Origin of the sequence: Paenibacillus sp. FSL R10-2736, from assembly GCF_038000245.1 — a bacterium.
GTDB classification, from domain to species: domain Bacteria; phylum Bacillota; class Bacilli; order Paenibacillales; family Paenibacillaceae; genus Paenibacillus_AQ; species Paenibacillus_AQ phytohabitans.
In genome coordinates, this window is the sequence record NZ_JBBOBN010000001.1 from 3,184,575 (window position 1) to 3,204,903 (window position 20,329).

Sequence of the window (20,329 nt, forward strand, 5' to 3'; positions counted from 1 at the left end):
ATTCTAACGTAATCGGCTGCTTCTTTTGAATAATTAGTGGTGAAAAGTAATGCTTGCTTTCAACGGGATGCTCCAATGAAACTCATGGACCCAACGATCAGAATGTTTTAAATGTTTGTAGGGCGGCCGTGTAATTATTTCGTTTACACAATGTAATCGCTCTGACGACATAGTACGGGGTTATCGGCTTTGATTAATATCGTTGTTGCACACCTTTGAACCACACGGATTTGATCGACAAGGTATCCGAGATGTTGGTTGTCGGATCACCGGTTACTAAAATAAGGTCAGCGCGTGCGCCTTCGGCAATACGACCGCGATCGTTAAGACCAAAGCAACGGGCCGGTTTCGCGGTAGCTGACTGAAGCGCTTCTATCGGAGTGAACCCGGCCTTCACCAGCAATTGCATTTCATGATGGACGCTGGCTCCATGAGCAAGGCCGCCAAGATTCGGAACAGGAACCGGCGCGACATCCGTCCCTACCAGAATATCAACTCCGGCACGGTGAAGGTCCATCACATTTTTAAAGCTGTTCTCCATATTGCCTTGCGGAAACGTATTGAAGCTTGAGTTCAAAATATCGATCCAATCCGAACTTAACTTGGAATGAACACGCGGATCATTCGCCAATTCCGATGCCGGATTTCCAATGATAGATGAATTCAACACCAAGCACGGTGTAACAAAAGCGCCTGAAGCCGCTATGGACATTACTAACCCGGACGTATACTCGGGTCTGTCGATAAACAAGTGGCCCAAACCGTCGACTCCAAAATCGATGGCCTTTTGCGATGAAAGTGCCGTCAATACGTGGGCGATGACCAGCTTATCGAACTTGTGGGCTTCTGTCACGGCTGTTTTTAGAATTTCGTCGCTTAGTACAGGCAAGCCAGGCGCACCCATGACCGTTCCTTCTTCAATCATGATCTTAATATAGTCGGCGCCATTCTCCACTTGGGTATGCACATGTTTTATCGCTTCTTCCACCGTCGTCACTTGCGGTATTTCTTCGTGATCGTGAGCGTATGCAGCCAACATCGATTCCCGGTCTTCCTCAGATAACTTCTCTAGTTCCTTTAATATGAATTCCGGTATTTCATCTCCATCTGGCAATAATTCATCTGGGTGTCCGCCCGGAGCGGTGATCGCTGTGCCAGCAGAACGGACGTCTGCGACGTCATTCACATTTTTTAACTGAATCTCCCGCCCTCTTTTAGTAAAATCGCCGTTCATTTCGAGTTCTGTTGTCACGCCGAATTTTAGTGCATCTCGTAATCCGCCGATCGAGGTGTGGACATGTGCATCAATGAAACCAGGCATTAGAGTCGCATTTTCTCCATCGATAATCGTTGCACCAGCCGGAAGGTCTCCGCCCACTGAAATTATGGACTCCCCCTTGACGACAATATGTCTTGGCGCAATCATTTGATTTCCATCAAAAATACGTATATTTGTAATTGCCGTAACTTGTTCTAACGCAGCATTTTGTGTGACCTTATCCATCTCCATATGAATTCCTCCCAAGTGTTTGTAATTTGAACAATTCGAAGTATAACTATTAGTTAACTAACTGTCAATAATCTAATTATTCTTTTGACAAGCCTATAGGATCACTGTATAGTTTATTTGCTTACAGTTAGATTCCTAACAATCACAGGGGGGAAGATCATGGAATCCCGAAAGGATACGCCTTATCTGGATTTGTTTCAGATTATAGGTCTTAAGTTAAAGAAAAGAGCGGACGAAAGTATAAAAGAGCAGGGGTTAAACGCTCAACAAGGAAAAGTAATCGATTATATTTACCAGAACCAAAATAATCATATTATTCAAAAGGACCTTGCCGATAGGTTTCATCTACGTGGGGCCAGCATTACAAGCATGCTTCAAGGCTTAGAGCAAAAAGGGTTCATCGAGCGCAAAATCCCGGCCAATAATGAACGGCAAAAAAATATATATGTATTGCCAAAAGCGATTGAACTGATTGCAGACTTTCAAGACTCATTCCAAAGGGTGGAGGAAGAAATCGTTCAAGTCCTTACCGAGGAGGAGAAGCAAAAATTGAAGGAAATATTGATCAAAATTAATGAAAGATTATCATAAAGGAAAAAACCTACTCGACGGCTGCTTTCAAAGAAATACCGAAATAAGGGATTAGTTATTACAGGATAAAATCATTGAACTCCATAACGGGGTAACTATAGCTTAACAATCATTTAACCGAGGTTGCCGGTATGAGACGGCAGCCTCGGTTAGCTATGGGCAGACGTTGAAGTGAGTGGATAGGATATCCTTGGAAGAATTGCTTTGCAAGGAAAGATGAAAGGGTGAGGATTCTATGGAAGTAAATGTTTTAGAGCGTTTACCAAATCCAATATTCTTAAAAAAGCTAATGAAAATCCAAGCATCGCTAAATATTATTCTTTGTCAAGATGAATGGCTTCGTTACCATAGCTTTGTTCAAAATTGGGACGAGGGTGTTTGTATGGCGAAAATAGATAATGGAGCAGGTGATCATCTAATTATTTTGTTTTCCCCTGATGGCTCCATAATAAAAGGCTTCGATCATGAATCTGAATTAAGCCCATATGGCGTAAAAACAGTGACACTAACTGGCACAAGGGAAAAGTTGAGATTCCAAAAGGTGAAAGTGATGGTTCTGATTTTTTAGTGGGCTGTATATTCCATACACCAGAGGATTTTGTAGATTTTGCAATAGGTTATTTTGAGTTATCACTATCCTTAGATGTTGTTGCAAAAATTTACGATGATTACCCCATTACGGAAGAGATGATCAATATCCTAAATTCCAACTGTGATGTACAGGAAGTTCTTCAAGAATTAGTTTTATTAAACTTAAGGGGTTAGATATAGAAATGCAGGGGTGACCGAAGATGGATTCTGTTGCAAATGTACGGTTGGGAGCTATGTTAAAGACGATGAACAGATGTTAGAGAAAAGGTTGGACGATTAGGCTGCTTAAGTGCAGTATACCTAGAAAAAACAAACCTTTATTCTGTAGTTCCCACCTTGTTGGAAGCGCTTCACAGGATGATAATAAGCATATCACGAACACAGGGGGCATCAATTAATGGTCAACAGAAAAATGAAGCAAACCGCTACCATCGCTTTCACCGCAGTTATGGCGTTAAGCCTTGCAGCATGCGGTAACTCGAACAACAACGCAAACGACGGCGCCAAGAACAACGCCGCACCGAACACAACAGATAGCGGAAACGCCGCAGCAACAACTGCTCCAAGCGACAAGAAAGTAACAATTACCTTCCAGAATATCTATCCTGACCCTGCAACACCGGCTTACAAAATGATCAACGAGCTGACCGAGCAGTACCAGAAGGATCATCCGAATGTGAAGATTGAACTGGATACGCTGAACACAGACCAGCAGAAGGTGAAGCTCAAAACACAGGCTGCTTCCAAAGAAGTACCGGACATTACCATCGTTAACCCGGCTGCACAAATGAAGCCTTTCGTAGATGCAGGATTGTTCGCACCGCTGAATGATATGCTCGAACAGAACGGCCTGAAAGACACTTATCAGGAAGGCCTGCTCGATTACTACAGCTTCGACAACAATGTGTATGCGCTTCCTGACGGCAACAACATCGAAGTCGTGTACTACAACAAAGACCTGTTCGCACAGGCAGGAATTGCTGCTCCTCCGACAACCTTTGAAGAATTGCTCCAGGATGTCAAAATCCTGAAAGATAAGGGAATTACCCCACTGGCTATCGGTGAAAAAGATTCCTGGACCGGCTCGTTCCTGTTCATGAACATCCTGCTCCGCACCAACGGCGGCCCTGGATTCCTGCAGGATGTGCTTGACGGCAAGAAAACCTTCGAAGATCCTGCATTCGTAGAAGCTGTAGAAGCATTCCAGCAACTGGTTCAAGCTGGTGCATTCCCGGATGGAGCTACTTCCATTGATGCCAACGCCGGCGGTAACATCTTCAAAACAGGTAAAGCAGCAATGTGGTCGATCGGATCTTGGGAAACAGGCGCAATTGACGCATCCCCTGTAGCCGGTAAAGTTGGAGCCTTCCAGTTCCCTACAGTAAACGGCAAGGGTGACCCTAACGAATTCATGCTTGCACCAGGCAGCGCATTTGCCGTATCTGCAAACAGCGAACACCTGCAAGAAACCAAAGACTTCCTGAACTACTTCGCTTCCGAATATCCTAAAAAACAGTTTGAACTGAAAAATGCTGTAGGTATCGGTCAAAAGGTAGACGGCGACCTCAAAGCTGCCGGTTACTCTGATCTGGCTGTTAACATTGCCGGCCTGTTCAACCAAGTTAAAGGCGGCGACCTGGCGTTCGATAACACGATGAACCCTGCAACAGCTCAAGTTCACCTCAGCAGCATTCAGAACCTGTTCGTTCAGAAAATGGATTCCGCTGCGGTAGCGAAAGAGCACCAGGCTGCATTTGAAGCCAACAAATAAGCAATAAGCAATACGCTACAGGCAACCGTAAAGCTGTCCTTCTCGATGCGAAGCAAGCTGATCCAGGCTTCTTCGCATCGAGTTTATCATGAAGATTTTCAATGTAAATATCGTGAATATCGTAAATAGACAAAGAATCTGCTTGTTTAGGAGGCGGGAAAGATGAAAGTACTTAAGGTGCCAGCACGCACAATAGCCGTCTTCATACTGCCATGTCTGCTCTTGTACGTGTGCCTTGTGTTTGTTCCCATACTGGTATCATTATATACGGGCTTATTGAAGTGGGACGGTCTTACTACTGCGGAGTTTATTGGTTTAGGCAATTTCAAAGATATGTTCTTCAATGATCCTGTGTTCTGGCCTTCCGTACGAAGAACGCTGCTGTATGCAGTGGCTTCCATGCTGGAAATTCCACTATGCTTAGGAATGGCTATCCTGCTTAACCGTTATCTGAAAAAAGCCAACACACTGGTGTCGATCTACTTCACACCGGTTATCCTGTCGGTTGTTATCATTGGACAACTCTGGAAGACCATCTACAACCCTACTTCCATGGGGGGCATGCTGAATGGCGTGCTGGTGTCACTGGGTCTTGACAGCTGGACTCACAACTGGCTCACCGAGCCGAACATCGCTATGTATTCCCTTTATCTGGTATCACTCTGGCAGTTCTTCGGCTACCATCTGCTGATCCAGTATACAGGAGTGCAGAATATTCCTGATGAGCTATATGAAGCGGCCAAAATTGACGGAGCAGACGGTTTCAAAGCGGATCGTTATATTACCCTCCCGCTGATTGTTCCGATCTTCAAAATATCGATTATCCTGGCATTTATCGGCTCCCTGCAGGCCTTCGATCTGGTCATGGTCATGACAGGCGGCGGTCCGGCGCATGCGACGGATGTCATCTCAACCCATATGTATAACAGTTCCTTCATGTCCTTCAAGTATGGATACGGCAGTGCGATCGCAACGTTCCTGGTTGTTGTCTGTCTCATCTTTACCGGAGTGATCAATACCATCTTCAATAAACTTGAGAAAAAATACAACTAGGAAAGGAGTGCGCGAATCATGCGTAAATTTAAAAAAGGAATCGTGTATCTTCTTTTTGCAATCCCTGTGGTCACCCAGCTGTACCCGCTGTTATGGCTGCTGCTTTACTCACTCAAGACCAACGAAGAAATCATGGACGGCAGCTTCTTTTCTTTTCCCAAAAAAATTCAATGGCATAACTACTATGAAGCTTACACCTCCGGGAGTTATCTGAAGTATCTGTCCAACAGCGTATTCGTTACTGCGTTTACAATGATCTGTGTCATCCTGCTGGCTTCAATGGCAGCTTATGCGATCTCGCGGTTCCGCTGGAAATACGGCAATCTCGTGATGACCATCTTCCTGATGGGGATGATGATTCCGATGCAGGCTACACTGTTGCCGCTGATGATTATTTTCAAAAATATGCATATCCTGAATACTCACTGGTCGCTGATTCTGCCTTACGTCGCATTCTCCACGCCAATCGCCGTATTCATCTTAAGCGGATTCATGAGAGCTATCCCGCATGAGATTGAAGAGTCGGCGTTCATCGACGGAGCGAGTGTGTACCGGATCTTCCGCAGCATTATTCTTCCGGTGTCTGTACCGCCGGTAATGACGGTATGTATCCTGACCTTCATCAACATCTGGAACGAGTACATCCTGGCGGCAACGTTCATCTCGTCCGAGAAGCTCAAAACCCTGCCATTCGGGGTCTACACCTTCGTCAGCCAGTATTCGGTCAACTACGGCAACATCGGGGCATTCCTCGTTATGGGTGCGCTGCCGGTGATCCTGATCTACTTCTTCCTGTCCAACCAGATTACAAAAGGCATGGTGGCAGGGGCTGTCAAAGGCTGATCTGCAGAATTATGAATTCACGCGTTGCATATAAAATTGGGTTAGATTTATAATAGGAAACGGCAGGACAGGGTGTTGAAAGGAGAGAGTCCTATGAAGAGCGGCTTTCATTCCATCCATCATCGGTTGTTCTTGCTGTTTCTTTTTTGCATGTCCAGTATTCTGCTTATTGTCAGCTTGCTGTACTATAACCGGACTACGGATCAGCTGCATGAGAAGATCAGTGATTTGTCGCAAAAAAACGTCGCCCAGACCGCAGGATTGTTCACACTCCTCTACAAGGGCTATGATGCATTGTCCAAATCGCTCAGCAATAACTTCGAGATGATTCGTCTGATTAATGAGAAAACCGATGAGCCGGCGGTGGCTTATATCAATGAGCAGACCGTGACGAATATTATCGGCTCGATTTTTTATTCACGGGATGACCTGGTGGGCATTCATGTGATTACAGACAGAGGGAAGATTTATAATTACGGGAATTATATGAACGTGGTCGATCCGGATTACGCCAATGAAGACTGGTATCACCAGCTGCAGGCCTCGTCAGGTAAAATGGTCTGGCTGGGGGTGTACCAGCATTCCCTGATCGATCAGGTGGAGGACAGCCCGGTGTTCGCCTTCGGCCGGCAGATTTATGATCTGAATGAGCATAAGCCGATCGGGATCGTGCTGTATGAGACGAATCCGCAGCCGGTGCTGGATGCCCTTGAGAACTTGAAGCTCGGTGAGCACAGTCAGGTATACCTGATGTCCCCGGATGGACGGTTTGTCACTTCTGCTACAGATCCGACGCCGGACGTCTCCAATCTGCCTATGCTGCCGACTACGCAGAATGTGATGGTTGAGCAGCAAAGCGACCGGCTGGTCGTAGCCTCCAAGCTGTCATTCTCCGGCTGGTGGGTGATGAGTATAACCCCGGACAAGGATTTGAATGTAGAGCTGATTGAGATGAAGCGTTATTTGCTGATTGTCATTTCGGCGCTGATTATTGTCTCCACGCTGATTGCCTCGATCGTATCTCAGACCATCTCCTCGCCGCTGAAGAAGCTGATCCGGGAGATGAGGCAGGTAGAGGTCGGTAACTTCCGCGGAATGGTCAATGTCTCCTCCTATCAGGAGATTAATATTCTCGTGGCTTCGTTCAACCGGATGGTCCGGCGGATCGAGGAGCTGATTGAACGCGTGAAGCTCTCGTCCGTCAGTGAGAAGAATGCCGAGCTGCATGCGCTGCAGTCCCAGGTCAATCCGCATTTCCTGTACAATACACTCGATATGATCTACTGGATGCTGGATGAGGAAGGCAATGAGCAGCTGGGTGAGCTGGTCTTGTCCCTGTCCTCAATGTTCCGTTACAGCAGCCAGTGGGAGGATGGGGCCGAAGTAAGCCTGCGCGAAGAGCTGGAGCAGATTGGCCATTATCTGAAGATTATCTCGATCCGGCTGGAAGGCCGGCTGCAGATTATTACGGAAATCGATGAACGCTGGCTGGACATCCGTGTTCCCAAAATGACGGTCCAGCCTGTAATTGAAAACGCCGTCAAGCACGGTCTGGAATCACTGGGCCGCCAAGGTATTCTGAAGGTATATACCAGAGAAGAAGGTTCTGTTCTTAGACTGATTGTGGAAGATAACGGAAACGGAATGAATGAGGAGCAGCTGAAACGGCTTCAGGACTCGCTGAATGGGGACGCTCCTGGTCCCAGTCCCAAGGAGAGCGGCAAAAGCGGCATCGGCCTGCAGAACCTGCACCGCCGGCTGCAGTTCATGTTCGGGGAGTATTATGGCCTGCAGATTCAGAGTTTCCCCGGAGCAGGGACGCAGGTTGCCATCGTGCTGCCGATTTCAGTGGAAGGAGAACAGACTACGTGAATATTCTTATTGCCGATGATGAACGGGTCATCCGTGAAGGCATCAAGCGCACCATCGGGCAGATTAGCCCGGAGCATCAGGTATTCGTGGCCGCCCGGGCGGAAGAAGCGGTTAAAATCATGGAAGAACAGCGCATCCACATTGTGCTGACCGATATTCTGATGCCGGGAATGAACGGCCTCGAATTCATGAAGATTTCGAAGCGCCGGTATCCCTATGTGAAATGGATTGTCATCTCTGCCCACAGCGAATTCTCCTATGCGCAGGAAGCGGTCCGGCTGGGTGCGAGAGACTATCTGCTTAAGCCGATCGGCAAAACAAAGCTGACTGAGCTTATTGACAGCCTAACAACGGAAATCCAGCAGGACAACAATATCTCGCGGCAAGGCGAGCGGCTGAAGGCCAGTCTGAGATTCCTCCGCGAGGGGGTATTCCAGCGGCTGGCCTCTGGGCTGGATATCGGGAATCTGGATATTGAGCCTTTTATTGAAGATTACAACCACTTCTATCTGGTAATGATCCAGCTGGACCCGGGTGACAAAAGTGTCCGCCTGGAGCATTTCATCGTCGAGAATGTGCTGTCTGAGCTGATCGACCAGCATGGACGGGGATTCGTTGTCAGCTATGACCGGCAGAGCCTGCTGGGTCTTATTACGCCGGGTGAGAACATCCGGGTGGAGCAATTCCAGGAAGAGGTCAAGGCTCATTTGACGCATTACCTGAAGATTCCTTTCCAGATCATCCACTCCGGGCTCAGCTACGACTTCAACACCGTGCCGCAGGTTGTGAAGCGGATGCGGGAGGCATCGGCCTCCCAGGCGCTTGAACTGGAGCCGATGAAAGGCAGCGGGGAGAAGGCCATTGATGTTGCCCTGCACTATATCAAGGAGCATTTCTACGAGGATCTGTCGCTGGAGAAAATGGCTTCGGTGGTGTTCCTGAATCCTGCGTACTTCAGCCAGCTGTTCAAGCAGAAGACGGGGCAGGGCTACAAGGAATATGTAACCTCCCTGCGGCTGGAGCAGGCCAAGCTGCTGCTGCTCAATCCCAAGCTGAAGCTCGCCGATATTGCTGAACGGGTGGGTTATCAGGACATGCGCCACTTCACGCAAATGTTCCGTAAGAAATATCAGCTTACACCGACGGAATACCGTCAGCAGGAGAGCATCAATATTCTCATGAGTAAGGGTACGCCGCCGCAACAATAAAAGGAAGCTGATGCCGGTTATCGAAACCGGTGTCAGCTTCCTTTTGATTGTTTTTTCACCATTTAAAAGCTGTTTAAATTGTTGAAATAATTCACCGTGTCGGTGTCAATATTACCAAACATCACGAGTGCAAGAACAAACAGGAGGATGAGTACAGCGTAAATGATGGTGCCGACAATCCCGCAGACCAGCCCGGCAATCGCCAGCCCCCGGCCTTGTTCATAACGGAGACGAATCTCCTTGAAGGCGAGTGCAGCCAGAACGATCGCAATAATCCCGAAGATAAGTCCGATATAAGGAACTACGATGGAGAGAATGCCGAGCACCAGTGCTGCGATCGCTTTGCCGTTCGTCCGCTCCTGGCGGGGCGGCGGGGGAAACTGCTGGTAAAATTCCTGGTCTCCAAAAGGTGGGGGTTGATAACTCATAGGTTAACTCCTTCATAGTTTGTGAGCAGAGGCTCCATAGACAGATACATGTTTCTAACAGTATATAATATTTTGAATACAGAGATAACCGTTAATAGTTAATCCAGTGCTCAAGCTTCACTGCGGGAGTAAGCCCAATCGATTCAGCCAGACGGATGGAGGCGAGATTGTCTTCAAGTACCTGATACCTCGGAATATATCCCCTTTGCAGAGTATGGTATAACGCTGTGCGGACCACGCGCTGCGCCAGTCCGTTTTTTCTTGCGGCAGCAGCCGTATGTACAGCCCCAATCTCCCAGACAGACTCCTCATTGCGGAACACCATACAAGTGCTGATAGGCACGTCTCCCTCGAACAATGCTACAGAGAAAGCCCCCTCCTGAAAATATTGACTGATTTCCCCCTGTGAATAGTCGTTGGCCATCCATAACGGCAGCAGCCGTTCATCTATTGCTTCACTTACGATGCATGCCCCGTCCGCGCTGAAGGTTTGGCCTTCGGCCGTAGAATAGGAATAGAGACTGCGGACTTTATGCAGTGTGAAATACGGCTCCAGCGCCTGGCGGTATGCATCCTCCTGCAGCTTAAATACGAGCCTTGCGTCCCTTGGCAGCAGCTTCAGCAGGGCGGGGAAGACCTCCGGGCTGCTGTAGTCCATTAGCACAACGGTGTCGGCCTCAGGATAGGTCCGGTGATCGTAGGGGAAGGTCACGGCAGGCATCATCAATAATACTCCCCAGTGATCCTGCTGTTCGATTAGCGTACTGTCAATCTGAGTGTGATAGGCGGTCATCATTTTGAGCAGCGTTATATTCTTCAGGGGGTTTCGGCGTAATTTCCCCATGACCGCTTCATAGTGGCTCAAGTCATACACTTCCTTTTCTCCGGTAATCATCAGCAACTGAACATAATTAAACTCACAGTTCATCCAGAAGTTTAAACAGGCGATGGTAATTGCCTAATGTGCAGGTATCCTCAACTTTCACACCAGACTTGAAAAAGATGATATCACCACTACCTTGGTTAACCTGACCTTTGTGTTCGAGGATACGTTTCAGATGTCTGGCTGTTCCAATACTTCCTGAGATGAAATCAACGTCTTCAGGGAAAACCTTCTTAAGACTATTCTCAAAATAAGGAAAATGAGTACATCCGAGTACCACTGTGCCGTACTGCTGCAAATTAAACCGGGACAATTCTTGATTCAAGTAGGGGATGATCTTCTTTTCATCAAATTCAAAGCTTTCAGCGAACTGCACCAGTCCGGGAAGTGGTAAACTGTTCACAATTTCCCCATGATCTATACGGTGAACTAAATCATGATACTTCTTCTCCTGCAGCGTAAGTCTCGTGGCTAGCACCAGAACCTTTTTCTGTTTTCCTTCGGATTGTTCAATGGCAGGCTTCACTGCCGGTTCGATGCCCAGGATAGGAAAGTCATACCGGCTTCTGAGCTCCTCAATCACGATACTGGTGGCAGTGTTACAAGCAATGACCAAAGCTTTTATATTGTGTTTAGCAATGAAATCTACAGCATTTAGAATGTACTCTCTAACTTCTTCTTTTGTTTTCTCTCCATAAGGAACATGTGCAGTGTCTGCGTAAAAGAGGTAATCTTCTTGCGGCAGAAATTTCAGTGCCTGATGAAGCACCGTTAAACCGCCTATTCCGGAGTCAAAAAATCCTATTCGCATATTTCCACTCTTCCCGTGATTATTAGAATGATTGTATTATTCTATCACTACATTAACTTTATAACTACATTGCCCGTTCAGATTCACACACTCTAATTCATATATGAATTCTGATTCCCGGCTGTGCTTGAGATCTGGAATTTCATCGGAAAACATAAAAAAGACCGGACTTCCGCCAATGTTTCCATCAGCGAAGCCCGGTCCTTTTACATTCAGCTTTCGTTCTTGGTCACGCCATTTAAGCTTGGCACATAATCTTCGGCCTTATCCGGATTCACCATCTGGGGGATTTCGGTGATGCTGGAGTGATTCTGCTGGTTGTTCTTTTTATCGGCACGGTTATCAGCACGGTCATGCTTCGGATCTGCACTGTTCTTGGGCACACTGTTCACCTCCATATCTGATGGATAGTATGAGATAGCGGTTTGCATTTTATCCCGGCAGACTTAAACGTTACATAGAATACTTAGCAGGCAGGCGCCTTCCCCCGTTGACAGGTGCGCTATAATATATTTACTAAAAACTGTTCTCACCAAGGAGGGGAAGATCATCGCTGAGAAAACAAAAGTTGTTGAAGTTGTTCCCTACGACCCGGCCTGGAAGGTTGAATACGCCAGAATTGAAGCGCGGATGCTGGAGATCGCGGGAGATCTGATCATAGCGGCTGAGCATGTGGGCAGTACCTCCATCGAGGGGTTATCGGCCAAACCTGTTATCGATATCGATCTGGTGATGGAGAGCTATGAGAAGCTGCCGGAGATCATCCGGAGATTACAGCAGTACGGTTATGAGCATCAGGGCAATTTGGGGATTGAGGGCAGGGAAGCCTTCCGGAGCTTGCAGGATGACGGATTTATGAAGTACCACCTTTACGTATGTCCGAAGGACGGGAAGGGATATCTTGAGCATATCGTTTTCCGCGATTATCTGCGCAGCAGTCCAGCTGACCTTGAGGAGTATCAAGCGGTTAAGCAGCGGCTGGCTGACGAATACCGTTATGATATCGATTCGTATTGTGAGGGGAAGACAGAGTTCGTGCACTCTATTCTGCGGAAGGCAGCCAGTTCCAGAACCCGGCTGGGGATGGGTGGCTAGGCAGAACGGCGTGATATTCGCGGACTCCGGCCGGGTCGTTGAACCCAAAAGTCCTCCAGCTGTTCAGCTGCGGGGAACCGAAGCAAATATGCGCCTCGCGGGCCGTGTTATCGAAGACCATCGACCATAACGTTCCGAAGCCCTCACTGTAATGATGACAGCAGACTCCCTTAGGGTATTCTGTGCCTGCGATGGCTTGCATGGCTGCCACGGGGCTTTGGAGGGCAACTTCGTCCGTAAATGCCGACCGTAGCGCTTCATACCTTGTCCTCGAATTCCCCATCACCTGCAAATTATGAACCTGCATGGATGGAAGGGTATAATGGTTGGCTGATAGGACAAGCTGGTTGCAGTTCCCGCCAGCCGCTGCCGGATAATACTGGATCTCTTTATGCGTACTGGCAGTTTCAACGAGGGCGATGTCGCCTTTGGCGTCTGAGATCAGGAAATTCCGGTAGTCGGAGACTGGCATGCTGCGCATCAGCAGCGCCGCTTCTGCCGCAGTGGTGCAGTTGTTGAGCAAGGCGCGGACCACTCCCGGAAAAATAAAGCCTTCCCCGGTCATCTCCGGCCGGATTCTCCCCGATGTAGTTGTAATGGTAAGCCCTGCATCATTCATCCCGTCATAACGGCCGAACAGCTGGAGCGCAAAGCCGATATGTGCAGGTTTACCCTTCACCCGGGTGGTGCTAAGCAGCAGCTGATTATAAGGCTCATCCTCCCAGCCAAAATCATAATTACGCATGTGACAGATATGCCCGCCGTTATCAGGACCTGTCCGGTATGCAGCCTGTGTACAGTGACCGGATGGCTGGAAGTAGGAGTAATAGAACACAACCTTGCCGGGTTCAATACCGGTCTCGTCGGCGAAGCCTTTGATTTCTTCGTTCATGCCGGGGCAATATTTCTCGAAGCTCTCCATGACTCTATCTGCCGCAGATGGCAGCAGCGGGGAAGCCCCCATGAATGGTGAGGATAAGAATGAGATTAGCTCGGAATTATGCTTGTAATGAGCGCCAAATGCACGGCCGACCTCATAATGTGTGCCCTCCGTAACGATATGGGAATATTGTGCGGTCCTGCGTTGAATAGGGGGATTAGCATCCATTGTATAAGTACCTTCTCTCGTTTACTCTCTGCGCAGAGTAGGTTCATTATAACGGGCGAGCTCTTCAGTCGGCAAAGTCCGTTCCGGCCGAAATACCCGCATGGGCTGCTATACAGGGAAGCGCAATCATTATAGGGTCTTATTTTCTTGGACGGAGTAGGAAATACTTGTATTATTGTCATTTTTAAGGTAACTTATTGATATAACTTCCGGATTAACTTTTACCGGAGGCGCAGTTCCAATAACGGTATATGCAAGCCGAAGAGGAGCATTCCCCCAATGCTCCTTTTTGCGTGGAAAAACACTTGAAAGGCGCGGTTCTTCGGGCTTTTCGAGGGTTTTATTATTGGAGAAATCACATGAAAATCACAAGAGTGTGGATGTATTCATTTTCAACAGGTCACCGAATTGTATATTGAGTTTATTTACATCATCCAGCTTCATCTTCTTCGTGACATGTAAATAGATCTTCGTAGTTGTTTTTGCATCATCGTGTCCGACACGTTTCATAATATTGGCGATATCCACTCCAGCCTCTGCAAGCATGCTGATGTGGGTGTGCCGGAAAATGTGGGGCGTAGCATGTTTTGTTATGTTCGTGTATTTTAAAATCCGTTCCATTCGTTCGATTACATTAGTTGGGTGAAACGGATAACCATTAGGCCTGCAAAACACAAAGTTCTTAGTATGATGATCGTCAAACTGTTCCTTGTATCTATTGTGGATTTTAATTTGTTGTTCTTGATAAGATTGGAGTAATTTAATGATTGAAAGGTCTAAATTAAATGACCGTATAGATCCTGTTGTCTTGGGTGGAGTTAATTCGTAAATTCTCATATTATTTTTAGGACTATATAGTGTTTTGGTTACCCGGAGCATGGTTGTGTCAAAATTGATATCCGACCACTTTAACGCACAAAGTTCTCCGGATCTTAATCCACTGAAGGCCAATAGATAGAATGTCTCCAGATCACGCTCAAACCCATGACTCATCACTGCATTTAAAAAACTTTCGAGTTCATGCCGCTCTAAATAAGAGGCCTCTAAATCATCACCCTCGATTTCCTCGACGGTTAATGCTTTTTGTTTGATTATAGCATCTTCAGTTGGGTCGTCCTTTCTTAACCCTTCTTTAATGGCCCATTCAAAAATCATGCCAGCTACAGAATGTGTGCTCTTGATCGTATTTATGGCATACGGCTTATAAATAAACTTACCAGGGTTCTCTTTATCTTTGACTGGATATCCGAATGTCCCCATCTTATCAATAACTCCCTGGTATTGCTTTTTTGTCACAGTGCCTATGGCTGAATTTCCTATATAACGTGTTAGTATTTTAATCGCTTTGTCTCTGTTCTGTAGTGTAGCATCTTTACTGATCGTTTTAATATATTCTCTTCGCCATTCAGAAGCGGCCTCAGCAAAAGTGGTTTTCTTTGCTTTTTTGGTATCAATACCTGCAGCCAATCTATCGTATTCTGCTTTGCATGCTGCTTTTACTTCGTTAATTGTATCACGCACACGGGGGATCTGTGTGCGTTCGCCTGTTACAGGGTCGGGCGGTCCCTCGATGACAAGACGCCATTTGTATCCCTGCTTGTTATTGGCAGGCACTTTCTTTGGAGTGGGGGCAGATGATCGTTTTTTTGGATTGTCCATGGGGTCGCTCCTTTTTGAATTATTCGAGGTGAAGACAACTCATGTAATATTTATGCTCCAGTTTCTATGAATTAGTAAACATTAAAAATTAATAGCATCGTCAACCGCCTCCATAGGCAGAATCAGCCGTGTCACGCTCTGACCGTGACGCCAGGCAACACGGGACAAATTAATATTTACGTACCCTCTCTGATTCGGAGGGAGGGAAAGATCACCAGGGAGAACGGTGGCCTCTTGTCTAGAGCGATAGAAAGACGAATCATGCAGCTTATAGGATCGCTCCACATTGAGAAGTAAAGGCTCATCCCAAATGAATCCATGACGTTGCTCGATGACCAAGGCTTCCGGGCGGGAGAGATCTAACCCATACAAGGAACTTATACGAGGCTGCTGGAGGTAATCGAGGCCTGTCATCGGAGAGTCATAAATGGTTGAAACGGGATTTGCCGGAGAGTGGCTGGCATATGTAAGGGTCGACATTAATTTTGATTCGGTTATTCGATCTTCAATTTGACTAAGGCGTAATTTAGCAAAATCCAGATATACGTGGAATTCGCTGACCAGTAAGCTAAGCGCTTGACTTCGGTTCATGGGCAACTGCATTTGTTCAAGCATAAAGAATGGAATCATTGCATAAAGCGCAAATTGATTCGCATCATACTCTTGGGCTTCTCGGAAGAGTTCAGGCATCCACCGCTGATCGCCGGAGTGCCGAATGACATGACAAAGCTCGTGGAAAAAGATCTTTCGCTGCTCAATGTAGTCGTCGCGCCTGTCCAGGAAGATAACCTTATCCTCATTTTCGCTGAATGGGCTATTGTCATGATAAATGATGTCTACTCCAAAGATCATAGCAATTTTGTCTAAATCAAGATCGTGTGGAGTCAAGATGCCACTTAACAGGTACTGTTCCTCAATCCATTGTTCCAGAGGGGTTCTGAAGTAGTTGGATAAATTCATGTAATTACCTCCGATATGAGTACGTATGTTCTATTTTATTGCGAAAAGAAAAGCCATTACTGGCTTTATTGTTGTGGATTTTCTGGAATACCGACTTTTGAATAAAACAAGCCAGTGTTCAAATTTATTTCCCTGACAAGACCGCTAGAAAGTTCTAATTGTTGTTTCATTTTATCAAGATCGCTAATTTTCTGGTTATCAATGTAATTCATGAAATGCTCCATTGCTTTTGATCGTGTGTAATAGTTAGTTGCTACCCCAGATTTTATCTTTTCAAGATCACTTTTCAATTCATCTGATAAACTTTCGGGAATTGAAATCCTATTTACAGATATTGAGGCAGCTGAATATTGATCTTTAGCTTCTCTAACTCCTTCATAGGCAGTATATCCATCAATTTTTCCATCTGCATAGTTATTTATGAGCTCATTGGCTTCTAACTCCGTTGGTTCCAAATATTTGACTTGTTCCGAAATGGTCGAGTCAATTTCTAATGCTGTCTTTTTATCAGCTTCACTAAACTCCGTTAGTTTCTGAACATTATTGCTAACCTTGGAGGTTGATTCTTCAACCGCACTATCATTATTTTGATTAGGTGAAGACACTTCATAAATTCCTATGAATAATACCGCTGTGCATAATAAAGCAAGAATGAAATTCTTTTTAGCTTCGTTTTTTTTGATTCGTAAAGAAAACAATGCATACGGTACACCGATAATTCCTATTAGCAAAAAAATATAACCCATTGTTATAGATACTCCATTTTAATTCCTCATCGGATGAGGGAGTTGCTCAGTTATTCTGTTTGTCTACCTGCTCAGCTGCGCGCTTCTTCATCTCGCGATAGCGCAGAAGGGCTGCTTCCATCTCATCAATTTCGTCCGAAGTATAATTATCAGGACCACCAAAAAAAGAAATGTTGGTTTCAAATTTCGGTGTATCTCTTCTTCCTAATAAATAATCGGTGTCAACATCAAGACAATCGGCTAATGCAACAAGAGTCTCATCCGATGGCGAGCTATGTCCATTTTCATAGTTGCTTATTGCTGATTTTGTCATTTTAATTTTTAAGGCAAGTTCCTCTTGAGTTAGTTTTCTTATCTTCCTCCATTTGGTAAGTCGATCTCCTCGGAACAATATAAGCCCTCCTAGAAAATGAAAGTACAAGTATATTGTACATTGGGGTTGAATTAAAATAAATAAAGTACATGATACTTGTATTATTGCGTTGACATACACCAATCTTGTACTTTATAATCAGATCATCAAGTACAAGATTGGTGTACACGTGAGGTGAACGACATGAAAAATGAATCCTTGACACAGGCTCGAAAGAAGAAGGGTTTTACTCAGGAAGGACTTGCAGAATTACTTGGTTATTCGAAGGCAAGTGTGAGTAACTGGGAGAATGGTTATTCTAACCCGTCACTTTCGGATGCGTTCAAGGTATCTGAAATTCTTGAAGAAGATATCAATGTTCTTTTCTCTGAATTGAAAGTACAAGTTCAGTGTACTAATGGGGATGCTGAGAAGGAGGTGATCTAACTGGAAGCTCAGGACATCAACGAAATTAAGGAAACACGTAAAGCAGACGAAGCTACTCGACTAATAAGCGAAGACTGAGTCCTCGATTACCGAGAGCACGGTCAAGGTTATTCCCGGTACGTGCTCATCAAATTCAAATTAGGAAGTGATCTAAATGGCTGTGGTCGTAATGGACAGCGACGATCTGGAACTCCTGCTCGATAAAGTTGTCTCAAAAGCAATTGAAAAGTACGCCGTACAGGTTCCGAACGCACTACCTCCTGTGCTTACGAGAACACAGTTTATGAATCTCTTAGACATTAGCAGCCCTACCGCAACAGCATTGTTCAAACGTCCGGATTTTCCGGTTAATCGTGAGTTTGGCAATCCGCGAATACCAACGGGATTGTTGCTACAGTGGATTGATGAACATACGGATTGGGTGCGCAAAAATGCCGGCGACAATTTCAAAAGCAAACGCCGACATGCTGCAGGATAGAGGAAACCCGCCGAGCTGTACCGGCAACGGCGGGTGGGGGATTCGGCAAGGGGAATTGCTTAACAACATCATACATCAGGCCTCTGTCCGATAGCATCCCACTAAATTGGACAAATGAGGTGAAACCAGATTGGCAATTGGACATTTTCCTGAAGCGCTCAAGGATGTCATGCGGCGCAAGGGAGACACTTTAGCAAATGCTGGACGAGCCGCCCATGTTGATGGCTCGCAGATCGGAAAGATCGTTAAAGGAACCCGTAAAGCTTCCGAACCGGTCATGAGAGCGGCAGTTGAGCATTATGATGATAGCCAACTTTTCCTTGCTGCGGCGGCAGAAGTCACCGGTGGCGCTTCCGCTCCTTGGTTGGACAATGTTGATCTTCATAGGGCGAGTGTTCTATTGAAGACGCTAGAGGAGATGAAGGAAGTATTGGAAGCCTCTGGACGTGCTCCAATCAGCAAGACTAATGAGCAGATCACAGAATCGGAACGTTATCAAATTAAGCAATTGCTTATGGAAACGGTTGAGGCAATCACGGCACTGACTCATCTGGCTGCAGTGTTATGTAAAGAGTATTCCTTCAGTTGGCTCGGTACCTGGAAAGAACATCGAGCGGAATTAAAAGCTAAGAAATACATGAAATGAGGGGTAGGCCTTGGAAAGAGAACAGTTGATTGCTGAGGCAAGAGAAGCGGGTCAGCATGCAGCTCATAACCTGCAGATGATCCGGAAGAATCCGGAGATCATGCTGCCAGGGAAAATCGAGGATGCAGAAGCACATCTTAATAATATGATCCGATTTGCAGAAATGGAAATGAAAAATGACCGCCGGTCAGGGCAGTCACTTAGGTTGAAATCTCGGTTAGAGAATCTCTTGATGTCCATTTTAACCCCGAAGCGCGAAAAGCGCAAGGAGGGGGCAGCGTGACCGATCAGCAGGTAAGAAGTTTCGGTCAAGCTCTGGCTGAACGCTTTAAACAAATAGGGGATGAGCAAGCTTCCGCAGAAAGGCGGTTCCGCGAAACACTGTACTCTTCAACATCCACTCGCTTTGAGGTGCTGGAACTAGAGAGAAGGCGGGATATGACCAAGGCTGCTTTTGACTCCTGGAAGGAAGTCACTGACAATCTACCGTTTGAGATTCAAAAGGCTTTCATTGATCACTTTCAAAAAATAAACCCTACGGAGGATAAATAATATGAAATCTACTGGAATTGTACGCAAAATCGACGAGCTTGGACGGATCGTTATTCCGATTGAACTGCGCAGAACGATGAATCTGGAAATTAAAGACCCTGTGGAGATCTTCGTGGATGACGAGAAAATCATCCTCCGCAAATATGCACCGGGATGTGCGATCACTGGCAGTCAGGAAGATTTGGTCCCGTTCGAAGGGAAACTGTACAGCCGCGCTATTATTCAGCAAATGGCTGCAGCGGCTGGGATATAAGCAGGACAGACATGGGCTTCGGCCCCTGTCTCCAAGCGTCGCCCCTTAGAAATAACCTTTCCTCCGGTTGGCGTTTGGAGATGCGGCTGACGCATCCAAGGTGGTGGCGGATCACATAGGTCAAGGGAGCCGAAGAGGCCGTCTTTATTGGTGCAGTTACTCCCTCGCCCACCTTGAAAAGTACATAGAAAGGAGGAGGCTTATGCAAATTATTCGGAAATTGACGGTTATTAGTAACCCGACACGGATTTTTGAGGTCGGCACGGAAATGGATGGCCGGGAAGTTATTGAGATCCGGCAGGTTGGCGCGAATTACGAGGATCATGTTCATTCTGAATTTCATGTTGAAGATGAAAATGGTGAACTGATCGCAAGCGTGGAGAATGCGCCGGTCATCATCGACTGGCAGAGTATCGTTGAACACGATGTTCCAGTTCCCTTATTGCAGAAATAAAAAATAGCCCAGGGCAAT

At 46.3% G+C, this 20,329-nt stretch carries 25 protein-coding genes; 15 read left to right on the plus strand and 10 right to left on the minus strand.

The genetic code is table 11. The features are described from left to right. Nucleotides 1-193: 193 nt before the first annotated feature. Nucleotides 194-1,504, minus strand: a complete 1,311-nt coding sequence (locus NSQ73_RS13790) for an amidohydrolase family protein (protein ID WP_340989270.1) — start codon at nucleotides 1,502-1,504, stop codon at nucleotides 194-196. A 165-nt stretch (nucleotides 1,505-1,669) separates the two neighbouring features. Between NSQ73_RS13790 and NSQ73_RS13795 the strand changes: the two genes are divergently transcribed. From NSQ73_RS13795 to NSQ73_RS13825, 7 genes are all read left to right on the plus strand, one after another. Beyond that, on the plus strand, nucleotides 1,670-2,101 hold the full coding sequence (locus NSQ73_RS13795) for a MarR family winged helix-turn-helix transcriptional regulator (protein WP_340986837.1): 432 nt from the start codon (nucleotides 1,670-1,672) through the stop codon (nucleotides 2,099-2,101). Nucleotides 2,102-2,336: 235 nt separating this feature from the next. Continuing rightward, nucleotides 2,337-2,669, plus strand: a complete 333-nt coding sequence (locus NSQ73_RS13800) for a hypothetical protein (protein WP_340986838.1) — start codon at nucleotides 2,337-2,339, stop codon at nucleotides 2,667-2,669. A gap of 420 nt (nucleotides 2,670-3,089) precedes the next feature. Next, a complete protein-coding gene (locus NSQ73_RS13805) occupies nucleotides 3,090-4,463 on the plus strand; it encodes an extracellular solute-binding protein (protein WP_340986839.1) in 1,374 nt (457 codons plus the stop codon). Between the two features lie 162 nt (nucleotides 4,464-4,625). Beyond that, on the plus strand, nucleotides 4,626-5,516 hold the full coding sequence (locus tag NSQ73_RS13810) for a carbohydrate ABC transporter permease (protein ID WP_039301056.1): 891 nt from the start codon (nucleotides 4,626-4,628) through the stop codon (nucleotides 5,514-5,516). Nucleotides 5,517-5,534: 18 nt separating this feature from the next. Beyond that, complete coding sequence (locus NSQ73_RS13815) at nucleotides 5,535-6,359, plus strand: carbohydrate ABC transporter permease (protein ID WP_039301053.1); 825 nt, start codon at nucleotides 5,535-5,537, stop codon at nucleotides 6,357-6,359. 93 nt (nucleotides 6,360-6,452) lie between these two features. Further along, a complete protein-coding gene (locus tag NSQ73_RS13820) occupies nucleotides 6,453-8,231 on the plus strand; it encodes a cache domain-containing sensor histidine kinase (protein WP_340986841.1) in 1,779 nt (592 codons plus the stop codon). Next, nucleotides 8,228-9,439, plus strand: coding sequence for a response regulator (locus NSQ73_RS13825; RefSeq protein WP_340986842.1), 1,212 nt, complete (start codon nucleotides 8,228-8,230; stop codon nucleotides 9,437-9,439). The genes NSQ73_RS13820 and NSQ73_RS13825 overlap by 4 nt, the downstream gene beginning before the upstream one ends. A gap of 62 nt (nucleotides 9,440-9,501) precedes the next feature. Here NSQ73_RS13825 and NSQ73_RS13830 read toward each other — a convergent pair whose 3' ends face one another. From NSQ73_RS13830 to NSQ73_RS13845, 4 genes are all read right to left on the minus strand, one after another. After that, nucleotides 9,502-9,867, minus strand: coding sequence for a DUF4190 domain-containing protein (locus NSQ73_RS13830; RefSeq protein WP_042137678.1), 366 nt, complete (start codon nucleotides 9,865-9,867; stop codon nucleotides 9,502-9,504). A gap of 91 nt (nucleotides 9,868-9,958) precedes the next feature. Further along, the gene (locus tag NSQ73_RS13835; protein WP_340986843.1) at nucleotides 9,959-10,732 is read right to left on the minus strand and encodes a GNAT family N-acetyltransferase; all 774 of its coding nucleotides are present in this window, start codon (nucleotides 10,730-10,732) and stop codon (nucleotides 9,959-9,961) included. Nucleotides 10,733-10,784: 52 nt separating this feature from the next. Further along, entirely contained in the window at nucleotides 10,785-11,561 is a 777-nt protein-coding gene (gene murI / locus NSQ73_RS13840) for a glutamate racemase (RefSeq protein WP_340986844.1), read from the minus strand. Nucleotides 11,562-11,773: 212 nt separating this feature from the next. Continuing rightward, nucleotides 11,774-11,944: a hypothetical protein gene (locus NSQ73_RS13845; protein WP_179093454.1), complete on the minus strand. Its 171-nt coding sequence runs from the start codon at nucleotides 11,942-11,944 to the stop codon at nucleotides 11,774-11,776. Nucleotides 11,945-12,191: 247 nt separating this feature from the next. On the opposite strand from NSQ73_RS13845, the gene NSQ73_RS13850 reads away from it, so the two are divergent. After that, entirely contained in the window at nucleotides 12,192-12,656 is a 465-nt protein-coding gene (locus NSQ73_RS13850) for a GrpB family protein (RefSeq protein ID WP_340986845.1), read from the plus strand. On the opposite strand, the gene NSQ73_RS13855 is transcribed toward NSQ73_RS13850, so the two are convergent. The 5 genes from NSQ73_RS13855 to NSQ73_RS13875 form a co-directional block, all read right to left on the minus strand. Then, on the minus strand, nucleotides 12,604-13,764 hold the full coding sequence (locus NSQ73_RS13855; RefSeq protein ID WP_340986846.1) for a C45 family peptidase: 1,161 nt from the start codon (nucleotides 13,762-13,764) through the stop codon (nucleotides 12,604-12,606). The genes NSQ73_RS13850 and NSQ73_RS13855 overlap by 53 nt on opposite strands. A gap of 366 nt (nucleotides 13,765-14,130) precedes the next feature. Next, nucleotides 14,131-15,423 (minus strand): tyrosine-type recombinase/integrase, encoded by a 1,293-nt coding sequence (locus NSQ73_RS13860; RefSeq protein ID WP_340986848.1) that lies wholly within the window; start codon nucleotides 15,421-15,423, stop codon nucleotides 14,131-14,133. A gap of 81 nt (nucleotides 15,424-15,504) precedes the next feature. Next, nucleotides 15,505-16,383: an ImmA/IrrE family metallo-endopeptidase gene (locus NSQ73_RS13865; RefSeq protein ID WP_340986849.1), complete on the minus strand. Its 879-nt coding sequence runs from the start codon at nucleotides 16,381-16,383 to the stop codon at nucleotides 15,505-15,507. Nucleotides 16,384-16,448: 65 nt separating this feature from the next. After that, on the minus strand, nucleotides 16,449-17,129 hold the full coding sequence (locus tag NSQ73_RS13870; protein ID WP_340986850.1) for a hypothetical protein: 681 nt from the start codon (nucleotides 17,127-17,129) through the stop codon (nucleotides 16,449-16,451). Between the two features lie 46 nt (nucleotides 17,130-17,175). Then, nucleotides 17,176-17,520 carry a helix-turn-helix domain-containing protein gene (locus NSQ73_RS13875; protein WP_340986851.1) on the minus strand — a complete coding sequence of 115 codons (345 nt, stop codon included), beginning with the start codon at nucleotides 17,518-17,520 and terminating at the stop codon, nucleotides 17,176-17,178. A 165-nt stretch (nucleotides 17,521-17,685) separates the two neighbouring features. Between NSQ73_RS13875 and NSQ73_RS13880 the strand changes: the two genes are divergently transcribed. The 7 genes from NSQ73_RS13880 to NSQ73_RS13910 all read left to right on the plus strand — a co-directional run bounded on the left by NSQ73_RS13880 (nucleotide 17,686) and on the right by NSQ73_RS13910 (nucleotide 20,311). Next, nucleotides 17,686-17,928, plus strand: a complete 243-nt coding sequence (locus tag NSQ73_RS13880) for a helix-turn-helix transcriptional regulator (protein ID WP_340986852.1) — start codon at nucleotides 17,686-17,688, stop codon at nucleotides 17,926-17,928. Between the two features lie 154 nt (nucleotides 17,929-18,082). Further along, complete coding sequence (locus tag NSQ73_RS13885) at nucleotides 18,083-18,406, plus strand: DNA-binding protein (RefSeq protein WP_340986853.1); 324 nt, start codon at nucleotides 18,083-18,085, stop codon at nucleotides 18,404-18,406. 130 nt (nucleotides 18,407-18,536) lie between these two features. Next, on the plus strand, nucleotides 18,537-19,052 hold the full coding sequence (locus tag NSQ73_RS13890; protein WP_340986854.1) for an XRE family transcriptional regulator: 516 nt from the start codon (nucleotides 18,537-18,539) through the stop codon (nucleotides 19,050-19,052). A 10-nt stretch (nucleotides 19,053-19,062) separates the two neighbouring features. After that, nucleotides 19,063-19,335 carry a hypothetical protein gene (locus tag NSQ73_RS13895; RefSeq protein WP_340986855.1) on the plus strand — a complete coding sequence of 91 codons (273 nt, stop codon included), beginning with the start codon at nucleotides 19,063-19,065 and terminating at the stop codon, nucleotides 19,333-19,335. Next, a complete protein-coding gene (locus NSQ73_RS13900) occupies nucleotides 19,332-19,604 on the plus strand; it encodes a hypothetical protein (RefSeq protein ID WP_340986856.1) in 273 nt (90 codons plus the stop codon). Before NSQ73_RS13895 ends, NSQ73_RS13900 begins: the two co-directional genes overlap by 4 nt. 1 nt (nucleotide 19,605) lies before the next feature. Continuing rightward, complete coding sequence (locus tag NSQ73_RS13905; protein WP_340986857.1) at nucleotides 19,606-19,857, plus strand: AbrB/MazE/SpoVT family DNA-binding domain-containing protein; 252 nt, start codon at nucleotides 19,606-19,608, stop codon at nucleotides 19,855-19,857. Between the two features lie 202 nt (nucleotides 19,858-20,059). Further along, nucleotides 20,060-20,311 (plus strand): hypothetical protein, encoded by a 252-nt coding sequence (locus NSQ73_RS13910; RefSeq protein ID WP_340986858.1) that lies wholly within the window; start codon nucleotides 20,060-20,062, stop codon nucleotides 20,309-20,311. Nucleotides 20,312-20,329 lie beyond the last annotated feature (18 nt).